Source organism: Caballeronia sp. A2-2 (assembly GCF_057612605.2).
This window is the reverse complement of the sequence record NZ_CM172587.1, coordinates 1,434,697-1,458,149: the sequence shown is the minus strand read 5'-3', so window position 1 is coordinate 1,458,149 and position 23,453 is coordinate 1,434,697. Positions and strand designations below refer to the sequence as shown.

Genomic DNA, 23,453 nt, shown 5'->3' with positions numbered 1-23,453 from the left:
ACGGCCGATGTACGCAAAGGAACACTTAATCGGGCTTGCATGTGTCGAAGCGCACTTGCCGTCTGAAATCTTTTCCTTATGTATTCGGCTTTTTTCTGATCGCGGTGGATTTTTGCCCGATTCGATTCGTTGCACGCCGCGCCCCACTGCATCGCATTTTCGTTTTGTCTATCGTGCCAGTTTTGCGTGATCTGCGCCCTTCGCGGACGTCTCGAATTGACAACACGAACGATCGCCGGACCGCGCGCCGTTTCACGCAGTGCTTGCGCGCGACTTTCACACGGCTTTCATGTCGATGTCCGCCAAACGCTCGCGCGGCGTTCGACAACGTTCCCAAGCCGTGTGCAAGCCATGTTATGGTGACGTCCGGCGCCCCATCTCAGTATTCGATGGGCGGGGTTTCCGAGCGCCGGGAAGCGAGAATGGAACAAGAACGCAGCGCCTGAAAAAAGCGTGCATGGCATCGGTCAGCCTCGGTCGCGGCCATCCTTGCACGACACTCCGGTCAAGAGAACGAACAAAGATCATGGACACTATTCACGACCCGTTCCGAGCGAACGGACGCTCGCAGTTTCATGCTCGCGGCCTGTGCGCGACGGCATGCTTCGATCCTGCGGACCGGCTCGCCTAGCCGCGCATCCCTTTTTCGCTTAACCGACCTTCGCGCGGCCTGTGCCGCTTACGCTTTCGAGAGGACCGAGATGTTCGGCGACGTCGCCCGCTTTCTGCTCAATACCCTTTTCACCTTGTTCGGCGCTGCGCTGCTGCTGCGCGCATGGATGCAGGTCGTGCGCCTGCCGCCGTACAACCCGGTTTCGAACGCCGTGATGCAGGCGACCAACTGGATCGTGCTGCCGCTGCGCAAGATCATGCCGGGCGGCAAGATCGACTGGGCGAGCCTCTTGGCCGCCTATATCTCGGCGCTGATCTACGTGACCTTGATGATCCTGCTTGCGAACATCGACCCCACCACGATGCTGCCGATGATCTTCCTCGTCGCGCTGCTGACGGTGGTCAAGTGGGCGCTGAACCTCATCATCTGGGTGACGATCTTGATGGCGCTGCTGTCGTGGCTCAATCCGCAGTCGCCCGCCATGCCGATTCTCTACCAGATCACGGCGCCCTTCCTCGATCCGCTGCGTCGCATTTTGCCGCGCTTGGGCGGCATCGATCTATCGCCGATTCTGCTGTTCGTGATCGTGCAAGTGTTGCTGATGGTCGTGACGCGCGTGGCGGTATCGATGACGCTGTTCGGTATCTGAAGCGCAGCGCCACATTGCATGGCGAAGGGCGTTGCGCTTACAATAGCTGGCTCTCGCGGGCGTCGTATAATGGCCATTACCGTAGCTTCCCAAGCTACAGACGTGGGTTCGATTCCCATCGCCCGCTCCAGAATCACAGCGAAAGCCGCCTCCTCAGGCGGCTTTTTGGTTTCGGGGCATGTCATCACGTCGATCACGTCATCGAGCAATCCAACGCCGCATTCCTGCTTTCCGCCTTTCGCCATGAACCACGATCCCCAACACGCCGACGACACTCCGCAAGACGACGCCTCTAACCTTCGTCACCGTCGCATTCGCAGTTTCGTCACGCGAGCGGGACGCGTGTCGCCGGGTCAGCAGCGCGCCATCGATCAACTCGGGCCGCGCTTCGTGCTGCCTTACTCGGCCGAACCCGCCGACTGGAACGCGATCTTCGGCCGCAGCGCGCCGCGCGTGCTGGAAATTGGCTTCGGCATGGGCGGGACCACGGCGGAAATCGCGGCCGCGCGTGCGAGCGATGACTTTATCGGCGTGGAAGTGCATGAGCCAGGCGTGGGCGCGCTGCTCAAGCTGATCGGCGAGCAATCGTTGAGCAACATTCGAATTCTTCAGCATGACGCCGTGGAAGTGCTGGAGCACATGATCGCGCCGGCGAGTCTGGACGGCGTGCATATCTATTTCCCGGACCCGTGGCACAAGGCGCGGCATCACAAGCGCCGCTTGATCCAGCCCAAGTTCGTCGCGCAACTCGTGTCGCGCATCAAACCCGGCGGTTATGTGCATCTCGCGACCGACTGGCAAAACTATGCCGAACAGATGCTCGAAGTTCTCTCGGGCGAGCCCGCGCTCGAGAACACGGCGGATGGCTATGCGCCTCGCCCGGACTATCGTCCCATCACGAAGTTCGAGACGCGCGGGCTGAAGCTGGGGCATGGCGTGTGGGATCTGATCTTCCGCCGAAAATAACGTGCAATGAAAAACGCCACGGCAAGCCGTGGCGTTTTCATATGCATCGGAGAATCAATCGGCCCAACTCAATCCGCCGCTGTATCCGACGATCAGAATCAGCAAGCCGAACCCGATCCGATACCACGCGAACGCCGAGAAATCGTGCGATGCCACGTAACGGAGCAGCCATCGCACGCACACGAACGCGCTCACGAACGCCGCCACGAGACCAATGGCGAACAGCCCGAGATCGTTGACGGTGAGCGTGCGCCAGTACTTCGCCATCTCGTACAAGGTCGCGCCGAAGATGATCGGAATCGCGAGAAAGAACGAAAACTCCGTGGCGACGCGGCGTTCCAGCCCGAACAGCATCCCGCCGATGATGGTCGCCCCCGAGCGCGACGTGCCCGGAATCAGCGCGAGACATTGCGCGAGACCGACCTTGAACGCATCCGAGTACGAGAGATCATCGACCGAATGCACGCGCACCGGCGTCTTGCGCTCACGCTGACGCGCTTCCGCCCAGAGAATCACGATCCCGCCGACGATCAGCGCAATCGACACCGGCACCGGCGAGAACAACACGGCCTTGATGTGCTTCTCCAGCGCGAGGCCAAGCACGATTGCCGGAATCGTCGCGATGATGACGTTCAACGTGAAGCGCCGCGCATCCGGCCGCGTGGGCAGGCCCACGACCACCGACGCGATCTTCGCGCGATATTCCCAGCAGATGGCGAGAATCGCGCCGAATTGAATGACGACGTCGAACGTCTTCGATTGCGCATCCGTGAAGTTGAGCAGACTTCCCGCGACGATCAGATGCCCCGTGCTTGAAACAGGCAAGAACTCGGTCAAGCCTTCGACGACGCCCAGAACGAGCGCCTTGATCATGAGGATCCAGTCCATCCTTCAGCCCTTTCTTCGCTGTTATAGCCGTTGGTTTGGAGCACGCCGCGAGAGGATTTCGATCTACTTCTCGACGATCTGCACGCGTATGCCGTTTGTAAGGACTGTGATTGTACCGGGTTCGTAAGAAACCCCGGCGAACTGAAGCTCTTCCGGCTTGAACGTGTGGATGGGATAACGGTCGAGCAATTGCGCCGCGAGTTGTCCGCCGATGGACGCGATCTGCTGGTTGTATTGCGCGGCGTCGCCGGTGAACTGCGCATCGTCGACGCTCGGGGACACGAGCACGACCGAAAGACTCGGGGCATCGTAGGCGAGTTGCGTCGAGAGCGTGAGCACGCCGGCCACCGGATTCGGCATGAACGGCGTGGCGAGCTTGGCATCGACACGAACCGTCACGCGGTTACAGTCCGGCGCCATGCCAACGACAGGATTGCTCAACAGCACTTCGAAGATTTGCGACGCCGTGCGATGCAGCGGAAACTTCCGCGCGACCGCGTCCTGAACCTGCTGCTGTGAAAATGTGTAGTGGTCCGGAATGAACGGAAAGATGGATGCGGCACGGCTGACGGGCGCGAGCGTGAGCGCCGATAACGCAGCGACGGCGTCGAACAGGAACCGGCGCCGGGTCGGCGCGGGGCGATGGGTCATGCGAAGTCCTCCGGGGAATAGCTCAGCGCGATCTAAAAGCGCCGCGCCGCAGTTTGGCGATTGGACCGGCGAACGTCAATGCGGTTTCGGCTGAGGTTGCGTGTCTCGCTCCAGCCTTTCTATATAAGCCAGCGCATAGACCCGCGTCTCCCCGCACATTTCCGCCGATGCCTGCAATCCGCTGCAACACTTCGGCCTGCGCGGATCGCCGAAGATCCGGCAACGCAGATCGTCATTAAGTTGGATGCAGCGTTCGCCCGCGCGCTTGCCGTTCGGCATGCCGGGAATCGGCGACGAAATGGAAGGCGCGATGCAACACGCACCGCATCCTTCGCGGCACGCATGAGGCGATGATGTTTCGACGGACATGAGAGAAAAAGCGCGCAGAAAGCGTCATTCTCCCACGCGCTGCGACCTTTTCACGCAAGCCTCGCGCGTCTTGCCTCGCTACACTCGGAAAAACGCTCAGGCCCACTGCCATGCAAGAAGCTCTCTTTCGTCCCGACCTGCTCGAACGCTACAGCGCGAACGGTCCGCGCTACACGTCCTATCCGACCGCGGTTCAGTTCACCGATACCTTCGACCCCGCGCACTATCATCGCGCCGCGATGGAAGGCGCGCCATCGGCGAATCTGTCGCTCTACTTCCATATCCCGTTCTGCGACACGGTCTGCTTTTACTGCGGCTGCAACAAGATCGCGACGAAGAACCGCGCGCATGCCCGCCCGTATCTCGAGCGCATGAAACGCGAAATCGCCATGCAGGCGGCGCTGTTCGACACTTCGCGTCCGGTCACGCAGTTGCATTGGGGCGGTGGCACGCCCACGTTTCTCTCGCACACCGAAATGCGCGAGTTGATGACCGCGACCGCCGAATACTTCTCGCTCGTGGCCGACGAGCGCGCCGAATATTCCATCGAAGTCGATCCGCGCGAAGCCTCGGCGGACACCATCGCGTTGCTGCGCGAACTGGGCTTCAATCGCCTGAGCCTCGGCGTTCAGGATTTCGATGAAACCGTGCAGCGCGCGATCAACCGCATTCAGCCGCGCGCGATGACCGAAACCGTGCTCGACGCCGCGCGCGAACAGGGCTTCACGTCCGTGAGCGTCGATCTGATTTACGGGCTGCCGCATCAAACGGTAGAGAGTTTCACGCGCACGCTGGATACGATCATCGACATGAAACCGGACCGCGTTTCCGTGTTCGGTTATGCGCACATGCCCGCGCTCTTTAAGATGCAACGGCAAATGGACGAAGCGACGCTGCCCTCGCCCGCCGCGCGTCTCGCGATTCTTCAACGCGTGATCGAGCGCATGAGCGGCGCGGGCTATGTCTTTATCGGCATGGATCACTTCGCGCTGCCCGGCGATGAACTCGCGCACGCGTACCGCGCGGGCACGCTGCAACGCAATTTTCAGGGCTATAGCACGCAGGCGGATTGCGATCTGATCGGCATAGGCGCGTCGTCCATCGGCAAGGTGGGGGATGTGTATGCGCAGAACGCGCGCGATCTCGCCGATTACGCGGAGGCCATCGATCACGGGCGGCTCGCCATCGCGCGCGGGCTGCGGCTTTCGGCGGACGACCGGCTGCGGCGCGACATCGTCATGCGGATCATGTGCGGCGGCACGCTGAATTTCAGCGAGGTGGACATCGACTTCAACACGACCTTCGCCGATGAACTCACGCGCTTCGCGCCGATGATCGATGACGGTCTCATCGAACTGACAGACGACGCGTTACGCGTGTTGCCCGCAGGCAGGATGTTCGTGCGCAATATTGCCGCCGTGTTCGACCGTTATCTGGGACAAGCCAACTTGCAGCGCTTTTCACGCACGATCTGAGCGCACATTGCTGTTTTCATCCAGCGATTCAATCGCGCGAACCCTCATCCATTCGGCATAAGCGCGGCGCGAAGTGGGTAATCCTTATCGTGCTGGCTTAGAATGTCAGGCATCTTGAGCGTCCCGCAGGCGCTCGTCCATTTACGTGCCGATGCCGCGCGCGACGCGTCATCCGGCCGCTGTTTCGTGAGACACCCGGCGAGCGTCGCGCCGCGCGCCTTGCGAAACGTCTCGCCACTGCACGACGCCATGCCAATCACATCGCCGCAGTTTGCCCCGCTTGCCCAACTCGCCGCCGATCTTCGCCACGGCCGCACGACGAGCCGCGCGCTCGTCGAGACGGCGCTGGAACGGATCGCGGACCCGTCGGGACAAGGCTCCACCGTTTTCATTTCGGTCGATGCCGAACGCGCCCGCGCCACCGCCGATGCTCACGACGCGCTGCGCCGCGCGGGCACGGTACTCTCGCCGCTCGCGGGCATTCCGGTGTCCATCAAGGATCTGTTCGATATCGAAGGGCAAGTCACGAGCGCGGGTTCGCGCGTACTCGCCAACGCGCCGCCCGCGAAAGCGGATGCCGTGACGGTCGCGCGGCTGCGTCGCGCGGGCGCGGTGATCGTCGGGCGTACCAACATGAGCGAGTTCGCGTTCTCGGGGCTAGGCCTGAATCCGCACTACGGCACGCCGCGCTCGCCGTATCACGCGCAGATCGCGGGCGGTGAACGCATCGCGGGCGGATCGTCGTCGGGTGCGGCGGCATCGGTGGCGGATGGCATGGCGGCCATCGCGCTCGGCACGGACACGGGCGGTTCCATCCGCATTCCCGCTGCACTGTGCGGCCTGACGGGCTTCAAGCCGACCGCGAGCCGCATTCCGAAACACGGCGGCGTGCCGCTGTCCAAAACGCTCGATTCGTTCGGGCCGATCGGCGTATCGGTCGCGTGCTGCGCGCTGGTGGACCGCATTCTCGCGGGCCGCGATCCCGACGTGCCCGCCACGCGTCCGCTCGAAGGGGTACGTTTGGGCGTGCTCACGAACTACGTCACGGACGATGTGGATGCATCCGTCGCCCAGGCGGTTGCGGCGGCCATCAATCATCTGGCGGCGGCGGGCGCGGGCATCGAAGATGTGCGGTTCGCGCCGCTGGACCGGTTGCCCACCATCAGCCGCTTTAGCCTGGTCGGGATCGAGGCGTACGCGTGGCATCGCAAATTGATCGATGAACACGCGGCGCAGTACGACCCGCGCGTGCTCTCGCGGCTCACGCGCGCCGAATCGGCGACGGCGGCCGACTACATCGACTTATGCGAAGCGCGCGCGGCAATGATCGAGGAAGCGCGCACCACGCTCTGGCAACGTTTCGATGCCATTCTTTGCCCGACCGTGCCGGTTGTGCCGCCACGCATCGCCGAACTGGAACGCGACGACGACGCCTTCATGCGCACCAACGCGCTGATCCTGCGCAATCCGACCGCCTTCAATTTTCTCGACGCCTGCGCGCTCTCGCTGCCGTGCCATCCGCGCGGCGACGCCCCGGTCGGCCTGATGCTGGCGGGCGCACCGAACAACGACGACACGCTGCTCTCGATCGGACGCGCGGTGGAGGCCGTGCTCGGAACCACGCGCTGAGCGCGACCCGGCAACAATTTCTGAAATGGAGCGTTCGCGCTAGAATTCACCGCGATGCCCCGCGACTCAGGTACTTCCTTCTCGTCTCGCTGCGAAACAATGAACCATTCCTTGAATCACTTCACGATGCACCAGGATGACCGCGTCATGCGCCGCGAACGACGGCTGCTGACGCTGCTCGGCTTTGTCAGTCTCGGTTTAGTGGGCGGCGCGCTCTATCTGCAATTCTTTCAGGGCGAAGATCCGTGCCCGCTGTGCATCATCCAGCGGTATTTTTTCGTGCTGATCGCGGTGTTCGCGTTTCTGGGCGCGGGTTTCAATAACTGGCGCGGCATCGCGCTGCTGGAAACGCTGGTGGCGTTGTCAGCGCTCGGCGGGCTGGCGGCGGCGGTGCGACATGTGTACGTGCAGGCGCATCCCGGCTTCAGTTGCGGGTTCGACGCGCTTCAGCCGATCGTCGATGGTCTGCCGCCCGCGCACTGGCTGCCGCAGGTTTTCAAGGTCGCGGGCCTGTGCGAAACGCCGTATCCGCCTATTCTCGGGTTGTCGCTGCCGCAATGGTCGCTGATCGCTTTCGCGTTGATTTTGCTGTTCGTCGGCCTGAGTCTGCGGCTCAAGCGCAGGCTGCGCACCGCGGCGCGCTGAATCTCTCCCGCTTGTTCTGCGCCCGTGGACGCTGGCCGTCCGCGCGGCGTCTGCCTCTTTCGCGCATCAGTCCATCCGAATAATCTTGATATCAGCCCGAAAATATTTTTGGGATATTGAGGTGTTAAGGTCGGAACTGGATGGCGATCTACGTGCGCGCAGTCCGTTTGCCCCGGCCCCCGCTGCCGCGCCAACGGAAACCGCGTAACGCGCGCCCGGTCCGCAATGTCTCCCCGGTCATGACAACGCACACCATCCGCTCCCTTCCGCCTGCTTTCGAACGGTTTCGCGCGTCCTGTGCGAATGACCGTTGGCGTCCGCACGCCGCGCCGTCCCCGGTAAACTAGCGACTGCGACGACGATAACTAGCGCGACAACGACCGCGACCCTTCCCCCTTTCCGGAGCTTCCTCGATGCAAGTTTGGCTGAACGACCTGCAACACCTGCTCGCGCATGGCGATGCCGCCGTGCTCGTGACGGTCGCGCGTGTCGAAGGCTCCGCGCCGCGCGAGCCGGGCACGAAGATGATCGTCACGCGAGAGGACGCGCGCTACACCATCGGCGGCGGGCATCTGGAATGGAAGGCCATCGAAACGGCGCGGCGCGTGCTGAAGGACGGCATGCGCACGCCGCGCGCGCGACGGCTCGAACGTTTCGCGCTCGGCCCGAGTCTAGGTCAGTGCTGCGGCGGCGCGGTGGTGCTGGCTTTCGAGCGGCTCGACGTATCGGACCTGAACTGGGTCACGACGCTTGCGAAACGCACGGCGCAAGGTCTCTCGACCGTGCGCAGCGTGTCGTTCGCGCCCGCGCCCGATGCCGTCATGCTCTCCGATCCCGAACCGGGCGCGACCGACGCCGACTGTCTTCTCTGGGACGGCGCCGGTTTCCGCGAAAGCGGCGCGCTGCTGACCGAAACCATCGCGCCGAACGATTTTCAGGTCGTGCTGTTCGGCGCAGGCCATGTGGGCGCGGCGCTCGTGCGCGTGCTGGCCACGCTGCCCTGTCACGTCACTTGGGTCGATGAGCGCGACGCCGCGTTCCCCGCCGCGCAGTTCGTGCCGGGCAACGTGAGCATCGAGCCGACGGATATTCCCGAGGAAGCGGTCGATAATGCGCCGCCGCGCGCGTACTTCATCGTGATGACGCATAACCACACGGTGGATTACACGCTGGCCGAACGTATCCTCACGCGCAACGATTTTGCGTTCTTCGGCATGATCGGTTCGCACACCAAGAAGAAGCAGTTCGAGCACCGGCTCGTCGCGCACGGGTTCGATCCGGCGCTCGTCGCACGCATGATCTGCCCGATCGGCGTGGACGGAATCGTCGATAAGGCACCCGAAGTCATCGCCGTCGCAGCAGCAGCCCAGTTGTTGCAGGCGGTCGAAGCCAACGCGCCAGCCCGCGCGTCGTCGTCATCATCACCTTCATCACCGCAGCAAACCGTTTGACAATCCCAACCCCAAAAGCCCATGAATCCCACACTAGCCGATAAGATCGCGCGCGCGCCGAAGGCGGAGCTGCACATCCATATCGAAGGATCGCTCGAACCGGAGCTGATTTTCGAGCTGGCCCAGCGCAACAATGTGAAGCTCGCGTACGACTCCATCGACGCATTGCGCGCCGCGTATGCGTTCACCGATCTGCAAACGTTCCTCGACATCTATTACGCAGGCGCGAGCGTGCTGCTCCACGAGCAGGACTTCTACGACATGACGATGGCCTATGTCGAACGCGCACTGGCCGACCACGTCACGCACACCGAAATTTTCTTCGATCCGCAGACGCATACGGAACGTGGTGTTTCCATCGCAACCGTGGTTGCAGGCATCGAACGCGCGTTGGCCGAAGGCGAAAAGCGCGGCCTCACCTCGAAGCTGATTCTGTGCTTCCTGCGCCATCTGTCCGAAGACGATGCCCTCGCCACGTACGAAAGCGCGTTGCCCTTGTTCGAACAGTACAAGCATCGGCTGATTGGCGTCGGGCTGGATTCGTCGGAGCGCGGGCATCCGCCGTCGAAGTTTGCGCGCGTGTTCGCGAAGGCGCGCGAACGCGGCCTCAAGCTCGTCGCGCATGCGGGCGAGGAAGGACCGCCGTCGTATGTGTACGAAGCGCTCGATCTGCTGAAAGTCGATCGCGTCGATCACGGCGTGCGCAGCATCGAAGATGCCGCACTCGTCGCGCGTCTCGCGGATGAACGCATCGCGTTGACCGTGTGCCCGCTGTCGAACATCAAGCTCTGCGTGTTCGACGACATGACCAAGCACACGCTCAAGGATCTGCTCGACCAGGGCGTCGCGGTCATGATTAATTCGGACGATCCCGCGTACTTCGGCGGCTATGTCAACGCGAACTACTTCGCCATCGTCGATGCCTTGAAGCTCGACGATCACGAGGTCTACACGCTGCTACGCAACAGCCTCGAAGCCTCGTTCGTCACCGAGCAAGAACGCGCCGCGATGATCGCGCGCCTGGACACGCACTGGAAGCACTAAGCAAAGAGCACGCGCATGGAAACGACAGCAACAATCGAACGCGACGTCACCACACTGGAACGCTTCTTCGGCATTCGCGCGGCGGGTTCGCGCACGAAAACGGAAGTCGTCGCGGGCATCACGACCTTTCTCACGGCGATGTACATCATCGTCGTCAATCCGGGCATTCTCTCGCAGGCGGGCGTGCCCTTTCCCGCCGCGCTCACGGCCACCGTCATCGTGAGTTTTCTGGGCAGTTGCGCGATGGGTCTGTACGCGCGCAATCCGGTGCTCGTCGCGCCCGGCATGGGCATGAACGCGCTGTTCGCCTTCGTCATGGTTCACGGCGGCAAGATGCCGTGGCAGACCGCGCTCGGCTGTGTGTTCTGGGCGGGCGTGATCTTCGCCGTGCTCGCCATTTTCAACGCGCGCAAGCTCGTCGTCGATGCCATTCCCGCGAATCTGCGGCATGCGGTGTCGTGCGGCATCGGACTGTTCATCAGCCTGATCGGGCTGGTCAACGCGAAGTTCGTGGTGGGCGATCCGGTCACCATCGTGCATTCGGCGTCGTTGAATCCCGTGGTCATCACGTTCCTGATCGGGCTGGCTGTCACGACCGTGCTCGTCGCGCGCAAGATCACCGGCGCGCTGATGATCGGCATCGTGTTCACGACGATCATCGCCATTCCCATCGGCCGCTTCTATGGCGACGGCACCGCGTACTGGCCCGCCGCCATCGCCACGAAAACGCTCGTCAACTGGAACGGCCTGTTCTCCGCGCCGGACTTTTCCGCCGTCGGCCAACTCGATCTGATGGGCGCGCTGAAGGTGGTCTACTGGCCGTTCATCTTCGTGATGCTGTTCACCTCGTTCTTCGATGCGCTTTCCACCTTCATGGCGATCTCGGAAGCGGGCAAGCTCTACGACAAGGACGGCAACCCGCGCAACATCCGCCAGTCGATGATGGTCGATTCGTTCTCCGCGCTGATTTCCGCGCCGCTCGGCACGAGCCCGGCGAACGCGTATATCGAATCGGCGGCGGGCATTTCGGCGGGCGGGCGCACGGGGCTGGTGGCCGTGGTCGCGGGCCTGTGCTTCCTGCCATTCCTGTTCCTCTCGCCGCTGCTGTCGCTCGTGCCGGCCATCGCGACCGCGCCCGCGCTCGTGCTGGTCGGCGTGTTCATGATGGAATCGATCACGCAGATCGAATGGCATCGCTTCGACGAAGCCATTCCCGCCTTCCTCGCGATGATCCTGATCCCGCTGACCTACTCCATCACCGATGGCGTGGCGTACGGCTTTCTCGCCTTCGTCGTGCTCAAGGCGGCGACCGGGCGCGCGAAGGAAATCAAGCCGGCGATGTGGATCATCGCGGCCTTCTCTTTAGTGCTGCTTTCACAGCTTTAAACCCAGAAACGGAGACGTTGCACCATGACTCAGACCGCCTACCGCGCCCAGTTGCTGACCTTCCGGGAAGATCCCGCGCATGCCGCTGACGGCGCGGTGTATGAGGCCGATGGCCTCCTGATCGTCGAGGACGGCAAAGTGATCGCGGCGGGCGCGTATGCGTCGGTGCGCGACCGGCTCGCGGCGGATGCGACCGTCCACACGATGCGCGACAAGCTGATCGTGCCGGGTTTCATCGACTCGCACATTCACTATCCGCAGACGGACATGATCGCCTCGCCCGCGCCGGGTCTGTTGCCGTGGCTCAACACGTACACGTTTCCGACCGAGCGCGGCTTCGAGAATCCGGCGGTGGCGCGTGAGACGTCGCGCTTTTTCATCGACGAACTGCTGGCGTGCGGGACGACCACGGCGTTGGTTTATTGCACGGTCCACAAGCAGTCGGCGGATGCGTTCTTCACCGAAAGCGAGTCGCGCAATCTGCGCATGGTCGCGGGCAAGGTGCTGATGGATCGCAACTGCCCCGAGTTTTTGCGCGACACGGCGCAATCCGGCTACGACGACAGCGACGAACTCATCGCGCGTTGGCATGGTCGCGGGCGGCAGCATTACGCGCTCACGCCGCGTTTCGCGCCGACCTCGACGGAAGCGCAACTGGAAGCGTGCGGCGCGCTCGCGCAGAAACATCAGGACGTGTTCATCCAGAGCCATGTGGCGGAAAACACCGACGAGATCAAATGGGTCGAAAGCCTGTTTCCGGGGCATCGCAGCTATCTGGATATTTACGATCACTACGGCTTGCTGCGTCGTCGCGCGGTGTATGGCCATTGCATCTATCTCGATGAACGCGACCGCGCGCGCATGGCGGAAACCGGCGCGGTGGCTTCGCATTGCCCGACATCGAACCTCTTTCTCGGCAGCGGTTTGTTCGACTTCGAGAAGGCGGGCGAATCGAACATGCCGGTGGCGCTGGCGACCGATGTCGGCGGCGGCACGTCGTTCTCCATGCTTCAGACGATGAGCGAAGCGCACAAGGTCGCGCGGCTGACGGGGCATCATCTGACGGCCACGCGCATGTTCTGGCTGGCGACCACGGGCGCGGCGCAAGTGCTCGAACTCGACGACAAGATCGGCACGCTCGCAGCAGGCAGCGAGGCGGATTTCGTCGTGCTCGATCCGAACGCCACGCCGTTGCTCTCGCGACGCATGGCGCGCACGGAATCGCTCGAAGAATTGTTGTTCGCGTTCGCCTTGCTCGGCGATGACCGTGCGGTTTTCGAAACGTACGCAGCAGGCAAGCGCGTGCATTCGCGCGATGCACGGCAGACGGCGCGGTTGGAACTCGCGGCCTGATTCAACGTCTTCAAAAAACGCGGATTGTTCGATTGACGAAAACGAACGATCCGCGTTTTTCCGTTTACCCACGATGTTGCACGCGTCGTCATCGATCAGCGTCCTAAGTCGCCTTGACCTCGCGCTTGCATCGAATATGCTTGGTCTGGCAGCGCGCGCCCTCCCTTTTCGTACCGACGATGCTTCCTGACAAGCATCGCCGATCCGTTCGTCTTCACCGATGAGAGGCTGCCGTGACTCGTCCAAAAATAACGATGCTGAGCGCGATGTGCATCGGCCTGTGGTTGATCTCGCCGCACGTGCACGCGGGTGGTCAGTTCAACGTCAACTGCACGTACTCGCATACGCTGCCGGACGATTCCATCGTGCATTACGGCGCGCCCGGCTCCGCGATGGTCCACGAGTTCTTCGGCAACACCAAGACCGACGCCTTCAGCGACGGCGGCACGCTCGACGCGAACAAGGTCACGTCCTGCAACGTGATCGCCGATGCTTCCGCGTACTGGGTGCCGCAATTGAAGCGCGCATCCGGCATCGTCAAGCCGGATTTCGCGAAGACGTACTACAAGAACGACCAGCCCGTGGTGCCGCTGCAAGTCATTCCGGCCGGTCTGCAAATGCTCGCGGGCGATCATATGTCGAGCCAGCCGAAGCCGCAGATCAACTACCTCTGCCGCGGCGGCGGCTACACGACCGTTGCGCCGACGAATTGCCCGGTCGTCACGGATTCGGGCGGCACGTACTCGCAGTTAAACATCTCCGTGCATTTTCCCGATTGCTGGGATGGCGTGCATCTGAAGCCGGACTTTAAAAGTCATATCGGGAACATGGCCTATCGCAACAAGGACGGCACGTGTCCATCGAGTTATCCGGTGAAGATTCCCGAGTTGCAGACGAACGTTCAATACTCGCTCGGACAGGACCCCGATCTTTCGACCGCGCAACTGTCGATGGACCCGTTCCTGCAAAACGGCGCGTGGGTGCCGCAATGGGGTTCGCTCTACACGGCGCATGGGGATTTCATCAGCGCGTGGAAAGCGGACACCATGCGCTATGCCATCGACAAATGTTCCAACGCGAATACCGCGTGCAACAACACGCTTCCCGCGTATTACTCGCCCGCCATCGCGGATGTCTGGACCGATGCATCCGGCACGCCGACCGCGACGGGCGACACCTTGCGCGTGGGTCCGGGCGATACGATCTTCCTCAAGTTCGCGACGCCCGTGAACACCACCGACTATCCGTGGACGAAGGCGCAGTTGCAGACGATGGGACAGAACATCACGGACACGAGCGCGATCACGATCTCGCTGTACGGCGCGACGACCGTATGGAACGATACCGACCATCTTCCGCAGGGCGCGGACTGCTCGCCGGTATCGATCGGCGGCATCTATCTGGACAACGCGAACCAGACGCGCCTGAACGATGTGACCGGCTTCGTGAAAAGCACGATTGCCGCCGCCACGCCGATGACGGGCATCTGCATCCGCAACAAGACGGGCAAGACGGTGGTGTTTTCATCGAAGGATGGCGTGTTTGCGCCTGCGCTATTTCTGAACTGAGAACGCATCGACCGGGGAATCCAGCAATTCCTTTGCATTGCCGATAAAGTGTAGGCTCTCCTTCACTTCAGCCGCATCCATCGTCTGCAATGCGTTCCATGAAGCACGTCGCGCGGGTTCTGCTCGTCGCTTTGACTTTGGCGTTTGCCGCGCCTGTGTTCGCCCGCGCCATCGAGGCGAAGCTCGATTGCCAGTCCAATGCGCATGACTTCATCGCGCCGCTGATCGAGGACGATCTGATCGAAGCGAAGCCCATGCGTATCGAGCCGAATTCGGTGAATGCGTTCCGGCCGGTTAAAGGCGCGGTGCTCACGGCCTACGGCTTCAAGGTCTATGCGGTGGTGGGGTATCAGAAGGACGACCCGCTGTTTCAGCCCGGCAAGGGCGAGCCGATTGCGGATTCGGCTTACGGTGCGGTGGTTTGGGGCGGCGATGACGAAGTGGAGCAGAAAGTCCGCGCGGCGGGCAGCGACGCGGCGATCCACCACGTCGCGCCCTTCATCACGGCGATCTTCTGCAAGCCCTGAGGCTTTCTCAGCGGATCAATTCCCCGACCGATGCAATCAGCCGCGCCATGTCGTCGGCATCGAGCGCGCCCATCGTCGAGATGCGGAACAGTTCCTTCGACAAGCCGCCCTGCCCTGCGTAGATGACGTAACCCTTCGCTTTCAACGCGTCGTGCAGCGTTTCGTAGGTGACGCCCGCAGGCAATCGATACGCGCGCAGCACCACGGAAGACTCCTCCGCCGGCAACGCGCTTTCGATCCCGAGCGCGGCCAGTCCCGCGCGAACCTGTTCCGCGAGCACCGCATAACGCGCATGACGCGCGCGCCAGCCGCCTTCTTCCTCGAACTCGCGCAGCGCTTCGACCAGCGCGTAATAAGCATGCACAGACGGCGTGAACGGCGTGTTGCGCGCATCCTGTAACTTCGCCAGCCGCGCGATGCCGAGGTAATACGTGCGGCTCGCGGCGTGCTGCAACGCATCGCGGCGCGCGATCACGAAGGCCGCGCCCGGCACGCCATGCAGGCACTTGTTCGCCGTCGCCGCAATCGCGACGATGCCGCCGCCGTCGAAATCGATGGCCTCCGCGCCGAAGCTGCTCACGGCGTCCACGAGCAGACCGATGCCGCGTTGCGCGCACGCTTGCGACAGCGCATCGAGCGCGTTGAGCCGCCCGGTCGTGGTCTCGTGATGGATGATCGCGACATTCGTGAACGTGCCTGCATCCAGCCGCGCGACGATGGCATCGATGTCCGGTGCCTGCATCCACTCGTATTTCGCGACTTCGTGATCGATGCCGTACTGCTGCGCGATCTGCGCGATGCGCTCGCCATACACGCCGTTCTCGACGATTAACAGCCGCCCGCCGTCCGGCACGAGCCCGGCGATCATGCTTTCCACCGCCGCCGTGCCGGAGCCGGTCATGAGCACGGCGCTCCACTTGGCGGGATCGAGTTCGTAGGCCGCGACGAGCCGTTGACGCGCCTCGTCCTGCAAGTCGAAGAACTCCGGCTCGCGATGGCACAGGTCGGTCTGCAAGAGGCTCTTGCGCACGCGTTCCGTGAGCGTGACGGGACCAGGATTGAGCAGCAGCATCAGCGGCCTCCGATGTGTTGTTGCAGACGCGCGCGCACGTCTTCGGGCGTGATCTTCGGGCGCGGCAAATCGCCGGGCGTGCCCGCTGAAATCGACAGACGCGCGAAGCGTGCGCCATCGAGGTTGCGTGCTTCGAACAGGGAATCGATCACGCCGATGTCGTCGCCATCCAGCGCGAGCGCGTAGCCGCACGCCGACGCGATCGACGCGAAGTCGATACCGCGCGATACCGTCGCCTGTCCGCCCGTCGATTCGTGCGCGCCGTTGTCGAGCAGCAGATGAACAAGGTTCGGCGGGCCGTATGCGCCGAGTGTCGCGAACGCGCCCATGCGCATGAGCGCGGCGCCGTCGCCATCAAGCGCGACCACGCGCAGATCGGGACGCGAAAGCGCGAGGCCGAGCGCCATCGGCGTGACGCAGCCCATCGAGCCGACGAGATACAACTGGTTCTCGCGGTCGTCGATGGCGTAGAGTTCGCGGCCGCAAAATCCCGTCGATGCGAGCACGACCGTCGAATCCTTCGGCGTATGCGCGATGACTTTTTCCAGCGCCGCATGACGCGAGACGCGCTCGCCTTCATGGCGCGTGACTTGCGCGGGTTTGTCGTTCGCGCGCACGCCCGAGAGGCCCGTTTTCTTCAACTCGAACGGCGCGACGCTGCCCTTCTGCATGACGAGCGCGTAAGGCCTTCCCGTGCTGTCCATGTATTCCGTCGCGCGGTCGAGCGCCGGGCCGATCTGATCGGCTTCGGTGGGAAACAACTCCCACGGTATCTCCATGGCTTCGAGCATGTGCGGCGTGATCGGACCCATGAGCGCGTGCTGCGGCTCGTCGTGCACGCCGGGCTGGCCGCGCCACGTCACGATCAGCAATTGCGGCAAGCGGAATGTCCAGGTCAGCGAAGTCAGCGGACTCACCGCGTTGCCGAGCCCGGAGTTTTGCATCATCGCGATGCCGCGACGTTTCGCGCCACCAAATCCCGCGCCGCCGAGCGCGACGCCCGCGATCAGCGCGACGGCATCGCCTTCGTTCGCCGCCGATACGTAATGCAGCGAATCGTCCTGAAGCACGTAGTTGATGAACGGCGTCAGGAACGAGCACGGCACGCCCGCGTACCAGTCGAAACCGCGCTCGCGCGCGGCCTCGACGAACTGAGCGGCTTCAATCACGCGCGTTCTCCATGCCTTCCGTGCCGATAGGCGTCTGACCGTGCGCGAAATCGCCTGCGCGGCGGAAGTCGTCGAGATCGTTGACGCCGCGCCAGTGGCCGTGCACGTACTGCACTTCCACCTTCTCGCCCGCCGCGATCAGCGCATTGAGCAGCGCGGCCGTATCGAGCTTGTCGAAGTCCGGGCGCGTCTGCAATTCGGCCAGCGTGTTGGCAAGACGCTCACGCGCGCACGCACGCACGTTGATGAGGCCGATCCACCGGCCTTGCGGCACGCGGCCCGCGCTCAGGCTTTGGCCCGCGCCGACCACGCTGTCGAGCCACACCTTCTGGCCGAACAGCGCGCGGTCGTCGGCGGTCGAGCAATAGACGAAATCGGTCGCGTTGTCGCTTGGCTGCGGCGTTTGCGACGAATCCACGACCACGGTGAAATCGCTTTGCGTCTCCACCAGATCGCGCAGGATGTAGCTGCGGAACAGCAAGTCGCCGTAGGAAATGACCGTATCGCCGTTCATGTGCCGCACTGCGCACGCGAGCGACGCCAGTTCGCCGGTCGTCTCGTGCTGCTCGTTGACGACCAGACGAATGCCGCCCTTGTCGATGGCATCCGCCCGATAACCGCCCACCACCGTGATGTCGTTGATGCCTTCCTTCTTGAACGCCTCGACCAGATGACGCAGCAGCGGCTTGCCCGCCACCGGCAGCATGACCTTCGGACGATCCGCCGTCACCGCTTCCAGCCCCGCGCCCCGGCTGGCCGCGAGCACCACCGCGCTGCGCTTGTCGCTCGCCGCCGACAAATAGATGTTCTCGGCCGCCGAATATTCATCGGCATCCTGAAGACGGAAAATCTCGTTCACCGTCGCGATGCGGTCTTCCACGTTCACCAGCGTCTCGCTGTCGTGAATTTCCTTGGCGATGGCCTGCATGGCCGACACCGCGCCGCGAATCAAGTGGTTCGCCCAGATCACGCAACTGATGCCCGCCTGGCGGAAGGCATCGGTCGGCGTGCTGTAGTACTTCGTCGGCACGATGACGAGCGGACCGCGCCCCGCCCATTCGCGCGCGAAGGTGAGGATTTCGTCGGGCTTGGACAGCTTCGAGTGGATCAGAATGGCGTCCGCGCCCGCCTGGCGATACGCCTCGGCGCGCTTGAGCGCTTCTTCCATGCCCCAGCCCGCGATCAGTGCTTCCACGCGCGCGACGATGGAAAAGTTCGGATCGCTCTGCGAATCCTTGCCCGCCTTGATCTTGCCGCAGAACTCGTCCATGTCGGCGAGCGGCTGCGCCTCGCCATTGATGAAGCTGTTGGTCTTCGGAAACTGCTTGTCCTCGATGCACACGCCCGCGATGCCGCGCTGCTCCAGCTTCCTCACCAGCCGCCGCACGTTGTTGAAGTTGCCATAGCCCGTGTCGCCATCGAGCAGAATGGGCAGGTCGCTGGCATCCGCCATGAATTCGAGGTTATCGACGACCTGCGTCCAGCTTGCTTCGTTGTTGTCGCGCACGCCGAACTGCGCGGAAATCGACAGGCCCGAGCCCCAGATCGCCTTGAAGCCCGCTTCCCGCGCGATGCGCGCGGAGATGCCGTTGTGCGCTTCCATCAGGAATTCGAGGCGGTTGCTTTGCAGCATCTCGCGCAGGCGCAGCGTGCGCGAATAGCCAACCGGGATTTGCGTGGGTGCGTTCATTGTTGCGAGGCTCCTGCGAACTGTTGCAGCGGGTTCAGTTGCGGCAGCACTTCGTCGGCCGCGCGCGTCACGTCGTTCTGAAAGTCGATTTCGATCCACGGCGCGCCGGTGACATCGGCGATATCGAACACGTGGGTCGGGTGCTGCACATTCTCAAGCAACAGGTCGCGCACGGCTTCCTCGTGCGGCATCTTCGCGCGGCCCGACTGCACGTAGTCCGCGCAGATTTGCGCGAGCCGCGCGGCGGTGGCTTCGTCGAAACGGAAAAAGCCGACCGATTCGCCGATGGTGTCGTACTTCAAACCGGCCGCCACTTGCTTGCGCAGTTCGACCGGCACGCCGTTTTCCACGCACAGCTTCACGGGTTCGTCGCCGGCTTCGAAATCGCGGTCGATCAGCAGCCGGTTCACGCTCGCGCCCGCCACCAGCGGCGCGAGAATGCGCTCGTCGTAGAGCACGTCGGCGTCCATCAGCAGGATGTCGCCGCCGCGTGTCATGGCCTCGCGCGCGGTGTGCACGGACAGCACGCTACCGAGCGAGAACTCATCGTTCACGACGATTTCCGTCGCGGGCTTCCAGTCGATCGCATCGAGTTCCGCCTCGATCTGCTCGCTCTTGAAGCCGGTCACGAAGACGACTTCATCGACGCCCGCCGCCTTCAGATAATGCAGATGACGCTCAAGCAGCGAGGCATCGCCGAATCTCAGCAGGCATTTGGGCTTTTGCTGGCCTTCGGGCTGCACGAGGCGCAAGCCCATCCCGGCCGCAAGAATAATTGCGCGCATGTTGGTTTCGTTCCAGGGTGATCAGTCGATATCCGGCACACGCGCGAGACGGCGGCGCTGCCAGCCTTTTTCAACGAAATGCAGATAGACGATGCCCGGCACGCCGAGCAGCAACTCGCGCGCGCGCTTGGCGAGCGACAGCGCGAGCGCCGTTTCCGGCGGCAAACCGACGAGGCGCGCGAGCAGCAGATAGCCGCCCTCCTGCACGCCGAGCGAACCGGGAATGGCGAAGGCCGCGCCGCGAATGGCCTGGCCGAGACTTTCGAGCAGCAGCGCTTCGGTCCAGCCGACGGGATGCCCGAGCAAACTGAGCGCGAGCCACACTTCCCCCGTGCCGACGATCCAGCCGATAAAGCTCAACGCGAAGCTCGCCGCCACCTTGCCGCGCTCGCGGTAGAGATCGTGGACGGCGGCATCGACGGCTTCGGCGCGCGTGACCAGCGAGGACCAGTCGCGCCGCGCGGAAAACTTCGCCGCGATGCCGGAGGCGAAGCGCATTGCACGGCCGAACAGGCCGCGCCGCTGCGCCAGATAGAACCCGAGGATCATCGCGCCGATCACGCCGATGACCGCGAGCACGGCGATCGTCACGGTGGTGGTGGAGCCGCCGGTGGCGTAGCCCATCAGCAGCACCACGCCGATCAGCGCGAAGATGAGCTGCGCGACGGTCTGCATGGTCGTGCTGACGGTGATCACGGCGGCAGCGTCCCGCGCGCGCATGCCGCGTTGCGCAAGATAGCGGACCATCAGCATGGGACCGCCGATCTGGCCTGCGGGCATCAGGCTGTTGACGGACTCGCCGCACCAGCGCGCCAGCAGCGCGTTGCTCAACGCGACGCTGCGCTCATGTTGCGGAAAAAGAATGCTGATGGCGAAGGCATCGATGACGAGCGGCACGAGATGGAACGCGGCGACCGCAACTAGCCCCCAGCCCGCGGCCGCGAGCGTCGAGGCGACGGAGCCGAAACCTTGCCAGCCGAGCAGCGCGACGAACAGCACCACACCAGCCGACAGCAGGAAGGTGCCCGCGCGGCTCATGCGTCGCCGGTCTTGCCGCCCTTGCGGCGAAAGACCTGCCGGAAACCGAAGTACGCGATCGAATCCTTCATGTTCGAGATGAAGCGCTGAAACGGCTTCATGTTCGGATTGGTCACGTATTCGAAGGTGAGCGACACGCGCATTTCATTCTTGCCGAGCGGCGTGATGCGGTGACGCAGCTTGTCGCCATCGAACAGCACGAACGCGCCCGGCGGATACTGCACCGAGCCGGGCTGATCGGGAATATCGGCATTGCGCGTATGCAGTTCGTAATCCAGACGGCACGAGGAATCGTCGATGACGCCGAGCAGCACCGTGTAACGGCGTCCGTCGTAATACGAAGTGTCGTAGTGCCAGCCGATGTGATCGCCCGGACGCGTGTAGAAGTACAGCGCGTAGGCGTGCGGATCGTCGGCGGGCGAGACTTGCAGCGTGTCGCCGGTAACTGCCGAGAGCCACTTGATGAACGCCTCGGAACGGTACAGGTCCGCGATGAACGGCGCGAGCCTGTCGAGCGTGTGACGGCTGACGCTGCCGCCCGCTTTGTGGCCCGGCAGATAGTTGCGGTTCACGGCGGGCGTGACATCGCGCACCGCCGCGATCAGGCGTTCGGTGAAATCGCGCGGCAGAAAGTCTTCGATGTAGAGAAACGAGCCTTGCCCTTCATATTCGCGACGCAATTCGGGCGTGTGCAGCGAGGCGAGGCGCGCGTTCAGCGTCGCGTCGATATCGCGCGGCGACGGATGCCCGATACGTGCTTCAGTGCTGCGTTCATTGACCGGAATTGCCGTATCGCTCATCGCACCGCCTGAAAGTCTTTGCCGTCCTTGCCCGATGTCTGCCGCGCATGGCGTTGCATGCGTCGCGCCACGCGCGAATGGTCGATTGCGACCACCACCGCGAACAACGGCGCGCCGATGGCCGCGGCGATCAAAAACGGCGTCATGCCGTTCAGAATGGTCACGACCGGCAGCAGATACAACACGTCTTCCGTCTCGAACCCGGCCACGGCCGCCTGCTGCGTGCCGGACTTGCCGATCATCGATTCGATCCGCATGCGCAAGTAGAAAATCAGCGCCACCGCCACGCCCGCCAGCCCGCCCAACCATTGCGCAGGCACGACCATATTCGGATGATGCACGCCCACATAAAACCCGATGCCCAGAAACAGCAGCACGGTGACGAGCGCATCGCACGCGAGATCGTAGAGGTGTCCGATCTTGCTCGATTGTCCGCTGATGCGCGCAAGCTCGCCGTCCGTGTGATCGACGAAGTTCGACAGCGCGATGAGCAAGGCGCCCAACGTGCATAACCAAAACTGACCGAGCGATAAATAGTACGCGCCGCCGAGACCAATAGCGAGGCGAAGTGTCGTCAGATGATTAGGAGTGACCGGCGTTCCAAGGAGCGGCGTGACGAGCCGGCGAGCGAGCCGGGCGTCCCACGTGGTGGGCTCGGGAACGATTTTTGGCAGGGGCGGACACGATTTTGTCATGACCGCGAATATAGCTCGATTCCAGTAAATCTGCATATATTGCGGATGATTCTCAAATCGTCGTGAATCCCCGTATGGACAGGCGCGATATGGCTTTACGCGCGATTGTGCTTTCGAAGTGAAGGCATCGAGCCAATCGTTTGCGGCAATTATTTCCGGCGGAAAATACATAGGAGAACGGCCCTTTGCAGGGCCGTTTTATTGCCTCTGTCACTGAACCTTGGGCGGAGGCGGCGGAACCGTTCGTTCGTTTCCGAGCGATGCATCGCTGCCCATCGCACCGTTTTTATCGACGGGAATCGTCACCGTGCGCACGGTGCCGTTGCCGAGCGGAAAGCCCGCGAGCGCGCTGCGTGCGAGATACGGCAACGAGTTGACAAGCGACGGGTCATCGGTCGAATTCACCGCCGATACCTTATAGACTTCGCGCCCGCTCGCGCGGTCCGTCATGCGGATCGACAACGCGTGGATATAGACCGGATAGGTTTGATCGACGTAACCCGTCGGTCCCCACGGACCGAACGCGCCGCCCCAGCCCGGTCCCCATCCGCCCCAGGGACCGCCCCACGGGCCATACCACGGATCGTAATAGACCGGCTGACGCACGGTGACCGCACTGCCGCGCACGGAATACGCGAGCGCGACCGAATAACGCGCGCTGGATTCGGGCACCTGCCGGAAGTTGTATCTCGACAATTCGCCCGCAATCAACGTCTCGTAAGTCGTCTGTTCGATGCTGTTGGACTGCTCGCCCTGCCGCGAGAACGCGTAGGTGCGCGTGGCGTCGCTGGCGCTGTCGTTCCAGTTGGAGAACGCGGTAACCTGCGTCTGGACGTAGGTCGTGCAGCCCGCGAGCCACATCGCGCATACGGCCAATCCGGCACGCGCCCACGCGCGCACACCGCGCGGTTTGAATCCGATCGGGTAATCCATGGTCTTCCTCACTTCTTCAAGCGCCCTGCTCGGTTATGGATGACGCCGCCGCAGGAT

22 protein-coding genes and 1 tRNA gene are annotated in these 23,453 nt (G+C 63.0%); 12 read left to right on the top strand and 11 right to left on the bottom strand.

Features of this window, described 5'->3' with window-relative positions; all coding sequences use genetic code 11:
* The first annotated feature begins 701 nt into the window (after positions 1-701).
* The 3 genes from ACZCWR_RS06890 to trmB all read left to right on the top strand — a co-directional run bounded on the left by ACZCWR_RS06890 (position 702) and on the right by trmB (position 2,228).
* Positions 702-1,262, top strand: coding sequence for a YggT family protein (locus ACZCWR_RS06890; RefSeq protein WP_487302952.1), 561 nt, complete (start codon positions 702-704; stop codon positions 1,260-1,262).
* Between the two features lie 55 nt (positions 1,263-1,317).
* A tRNA-Gly gene (locus tag ACZCWR_RS06885) sits at positions 1,318-1,392 on the top strand.
* Between the two features lie 113 nt (positions 1,393-1,505).
* Positions 1,506-2,228 carry a tRNA (guanosine(46)-N7)-methyltransferase TrmB gene (trmB, locus tag ACZCWR_RS06880; RefSeq protein WP_487302951.1) on the top strand — a complete coding sequence of 241 codons (723 nt, stop codon included), beginning with the start codon at positions 1,506-1,508 and terminating at the stop codon, positions 2,226-2,228.
* A gap of 54 nt (positions 2,229-2,282) precedes the next feature.
* Here the strand turns inward: trmB and ACZCWR_RS06875 are convergent, their stop codons facing one another.
* The 3 genes from ACZCWR_RS06875 to ACZCWR_RS06865 all read right to left on the bottom strand — a co-directional run bounded on the left by ACZCWR_RS06875 (position 2,283) and on the right by ACZCWR_RS06865 (position 4,136).
* Positions 2,283-3,116, bottom strand: a complete 834-nt coding sequence (locus ACZCWR_RS06875; protein ID WP_487302950.1) for an undecaprenyl-diphosphate phosphatase — start codon at positions 3,114-3,116, stop codon at positions 2,283-2,285.
* A gap of 63 nt (positions 3,117-3,179) precedes the next feature.
* Positions 3,180-3,767 (bottom strand): DUF1439 domain-containing protein, encoded by a 588-nt coding sequence (locus tag ACZCWR_RS06870; protein ID WP_487302949.1) that lies wholly within the window; start codon positions 3,765-3,767, stop codon positions 3,180-3,182.
* Between the two features lie 75 nt (positions 3,768-3,842).
* A complete protein-coding gene (locus tag ACZCWR_RS06865; RefSeq protein WP_487302948.1) occupies positions 3,843-4,136 on the bottom strand; it encodes a YkgJ family cysteine cluster protein in 294 nt (97 codons plus the stop codon).
* Positions 4,137-4,246: 110 nt separating this feature from the next.
* Here ACZCWR_RS06865 and hemN point away from each other — a divergent pair, with 110 nt between their 5' ends.
* The 9 genes from hemN (at position 4,247) to ACZCWR_RS06820 (ending at position 15,214) form a co-directional block, all read left to right on the top strand.
* The gene (gene hemN, locus ACZCWR_RS06860; protein ID WP_487302947.1) at positions 4,247-5,611 is read left to right on the top strand and encodes an oxygen-independent coproporphyrinogen III oxidase; all 1,365 of its coding nucleotides are present in this window, start codon (positions 4,247-4,249) and stop codon (positions 5,609-5,611) included.
* A gap of 249 nt (positions 5,612-5,860) precedes the next feature.
* Positions 5,861-7,240 (top strand): amidase, encoded by a 1,380-nt coding sequence (locus tag ACZCWR_RS06855; RefSeq protein ID WP_487302946.1) that lies wholly within the window; start codon positions 5,861-5,863, stop codon positions 7,238-7,240.
* Between the two features lie 126 nt (positions 7,241-7,366).
* Positions 7,367-7,885, top strand: a complete 519-nt coding sequence (locus tag ACZCWR_RS06850; RefSeq protein ID WP_487303273.1) for a disulfide bond formation protein B — start codon at positions 7,367-7,369, stop codon at positions 7,883-7,885.
* 413 nt (positions 7,886-8,298) lie between these two features.
* Positions 8,299-9,336, top strand: coding sequence for a xanthine dehydrogenase accessory protein XdhC (gene xdhC, locus ACZCWR_RS06845; protein WP_487302945.1), 1,038 nt, complete (start codon positions 8,299-8,301; stop codon positions 9,334-9,336).
* A gap of 21 nt (positions 9,337-9,357) precedes the next feature.
* Positions 9,358-10,380, top strand: coding sequence for an adenosine deaminase (locus ACZCWR_RS06840; RefSeq protein WP_487302944.1), 1,023 nt, complete (start codon positions 9,358-9,360; stop codon positions 10,378-10,380).
* Positions 10,381-10,395: 15 nt separating this feature from the next.
* Positions 10,396-11,766, top strand: a complete 1,371-nt coding sequence (locus ACZCWR_RS06835) for an NCS2 family permease (protein ID WP_487302943.1) — start codon at positions 10,396-10,398, stop codon at positions 11,764-11,766.
* 24 nt (positions 11,767-11,790) lie between these two features.
* A complete protein-coding gene (gene guaD / locus ACZCWR_RS06830; RefSeq protein ID WP_487302942.1) occupies positions 11,791-13,119 on the top strand; it encodes a guanine deaminase in 1,329 nt (442 codons plus the stop codon).
* A 233-nt stretch (positions 13,120-13,352) separates the two neighbouring features.
* Positions 13,353-14,687, top strand: coding sequence for a DUF1996 domain-containing protein (locus ACZCWR_RS06825; protein WP_487302941.1), 1,335 nt, complete (start codon positions 13,353-13,355; stop codon positions 14,685-14,687).
* A 98-nt stretch (positions 14,688-14,785) separates the two neighbouring features.
* Entirely contained in the window at positions 14,786-15,214 is a 429-nt protein-coding gene (locus ACZCWR_RS06820; protein WP_487303272.1) for a hypothetical protein, read from the top strand.
* A 7-nt stretch (positions 15,215-15,221) separates the two neighbouring features.
* On the opposite strand, the gene ACZCWR_RS06815 is transcribed toward ACZCWR_RS06820, so the two are convergent.
* From ACZCWR_RS06815 to ACZCWR_RS06780, 8 genes are all read right to left on the bottom strand, one after another.
* A complete protein-coding gene (locus tag ACZCWR_RS06815) occupies positions 15,222-16,286 on the bottom strand; it encodes a 2-aminoethylphosphonate aminotransferase (protein WP_487302940.1) in 1,065 nt (354 codons plus the stop codon).
* Positions 16,286-17,455 (bottom strand): phosphonopyruvate decarboxylase, encoded by a 1,170-nt coding sequence (gene aepY / locus ACZCWR_RS06810; RefSeq protein WP_487302939.1) that lies wholly within the window; start codon positions 17,453-17,455, stop codon positions 16,286-16,288. The genes ACZCWR_RS06815 and aepY overlap by 1 nt, the downstream gene beginning before the upstream one ends.
* A complete protein-coding gene (aepX, locus tag ACZCWR_RS06805; RefSeq protein ID WP_487302938.1) occupies positions 17,448-19,145 on the bottom strand; it encodes a phosphoenolpyruvate mutase in 1,698 nt (565 codons plus the stop codon). Before aepX ends, aepY begins: the two co-directional genes overlap by 8 nt.
* Complete coding sequence (locus tag ACZCWR_RS06800; protein WP_487302937.1) at positions 19,142-19,930, bottom strand: phosphocholine cytidylyltransferase family protein; 789 nt, start codon at positions 19,928-19,930, stop codon at positions 19,142-19,144. Before ACZCWR_RS06800 ends, aepX begins: the two co-directional genes overlap by 4 nt.
* Positions 19,931-19,951: 21 nt before the next feature.
* Positions 19,952-20,968 carry a flippase-like domain-containing protein gene (locus tag ACZCWR_RS06795; protein ID WP_487302936.1) on the bottom strand — a complete coding sequence of 339 codons (1,017 nt, stop codon included), beginning with the start codon at positions 20,966-20,968 and terminating at the stop codon, positions 19,952-19,954.
* Positions 20,965-21,768 (bottom strand): HalD/BesD family halogenase, encoded by an 804-nt coding sequence (locus tag ACZCWR_RS06790; RefSeq protein ID WP_487302935.1) that lies wholly within the window; start codon positions 21,766-21,768, stop codon positions 20,965-20,967. The genes ACZCWR_RS06795 and ACZCWR_RS06790 overlap by 4 nt, the downstream gene beginning before the upstream one ends.
* Positions 21,765-22,463, bottom strand: a complete 699-nt coding sequence (locus tag ACZCWR_RS06785; RefSeq protein ID WP_487302934.1) for a CDP-alcohol phosphatidyltransferase family protein — start codon at positions 22,461-22,463, stop codon at positions 21,765-21,767. Before ACZCWR_RS06785 ends, ACZCWR_RS06790 begins: the two co-directional genes overlap by 4 nt.
* Positions 22,464-22,673: 210 nt before the next feature.
* On the bottom strand, positions 22,674-23,396 hold the full coding sequence (locus ACZCWR_RS06780; protein ID WP_487302933.1) for a DUF4136 domain-containing protein: 723 nt from the start codon (positions 23,394-23,396) through the stop codon (positions 22,674-22,676).
* Between the last annotated feature and the right edge of the window lie 57 nt (positions 23,397-23,453).

Excerpts from the sequence above, each read along its gene's own strand:
- ACZCWR_RS06890 (WP_487302952.1), top strand. The coding sequence starts at position 702 with ATGTTCGGCGACGTCGCCCGCTTTCTGCTCAATACCCTTTTCACCTTG.
- trmB (WP_487302951.1), top strand. The coding sequence starts at position 1,506 with ATGAACCACGATCCCCAACACGCCGACGACACTCCGCAAGACGACGCC.
- ACZCWR_RS06875 (WP_487302950.1), bottom strand. The coding sequence starts at position 3,116 with ATGGACTGGATCCTCATGATCAAGGCGCTCGTTCTGGGCGTCGTCGAA.
- ACZCWR_RS06870 (WP_487302949.1), bottom strand. The coding sequence starts at position 3,767 with ATGACCCATCGCCCCGCGCCGACCCGGCGCCGGTTCCTGTTCGACGCC.
- ACZCWR_RS06865 (WP_487302948.1), bottom strand. The coding sequence starts at position 4,136 with ATGTCCGTCGAAACATCATCGCCTCATGCGTGCCGCGAAGGATGCGGT.
- hemN (WP_487302947.1), top strand. The coding sequence starts at position 4,247 with ATGCAAGAAGCTCTCTTTCGTCCCGACCTGCTCGAACGCTACAGCGCG.
- ACZCWR_RS06855 (WP_487302946.1), top strand. The coding sequence starts at position 5,861 with ATGCCAATCACATCGCCGCAGTTTGCCCCGCTTGCCCAACTCGCCGCC.
- ACZCWR_RS06850 (WP_487303273.1), top strand. The coding sequence starts at position 7,367 with ATGCACCAGGATGACCGCGTCATGCGCCGCGAACGACGGCTGCTGACG.
- xdhC (WP_487302945.1), top strand. The coding sequence starts at position 8,299 with ATGCAAGTTTGGCTGAACGACCTGCAACACCTGCTCGCGCATGGCGAT.
- ACZCWR_RS06840 (WP_487302944.1), top strand. The coding sequence starts at position 9,358 with ATGAATCCCACACTAGCCGATAAGATCGCGCGCGCGCCGAAGGCGGAG.
- ACZCWR_RS06835 (WP_487302943.1), top strand. The coding sequence starts at position 10,396 with ATGGAAACGACAGCAACAATCGAACGCGACGTCACCACACTGGAACGC.
- guaD (WP_487302942.1), top strand. The coding sequence starts at position 11,791 with ATGACTCAGACCGCCTACCGCGCCCAGTTGCTGACCTTCCGGGAAGAT.
- ACZCWR_RS06820 (WP_487303272.1), top strand. The coding sequence starts at position 14,786 with ATGAAGCACGTCGCGCGGGTTCTGCTCGTCGCTTTGACTTTGGCGTTT.
- ACZCWR_RS06815 (WP_487302940.1), bottom strand. The coding sequence starts at position 16,286 with ATGCTGCTGCTCAATCCTGGTCCCGTCACGCTCACGGAACGCGTGCGC.
- aepX (WP_487302938.1), bottom strand. The coding sequence starts at position 19,145 with ATGAACGCACCCACGCAAATCCCGGTTGGCTATTCGCGCACGCTGCGC.
- ACZCWR_RS06800 (WP_487302937.1), bottom strand. The coding sequence starts at position 19,930 with ATGCGCGCAATTATTCTTGCGGCCGGGATGGGCTTGCGCCTCGTGCAG.
- ACZCWR_RS06795 (WP_487302936.1), bottom strand. The coding sequence starts at position 20,968 with ATGAGCCGCGCGGGCACCTTCCTGCTGTCGGCTGGTGTGGTGCTGTTC.
- ACZCWR_RS06790 (WP_487302935.1), bottom strand. The coding sequence starts at position 21,768 with ATGAGCGATACGGCAATTCCGGTCAATGAACGCAGCACTGAAGCACGT.
- ACZCWR_RS06785 (WP_487302934.1), bottom strand. The coding sequence starts at position 22,463 with ATGACAAAATCGTGTCCGCCCCTGCCAAAAATCGTTCCCGAGCCCACC.
- ACZCWR_RS06780 (WP_487302933.1), bottom strand. The coding sequence starts at position 23,396 with ATGGATTACCCGATCGGATTCAAACCGCGCGGTGTGCGCGCGTGGGCG.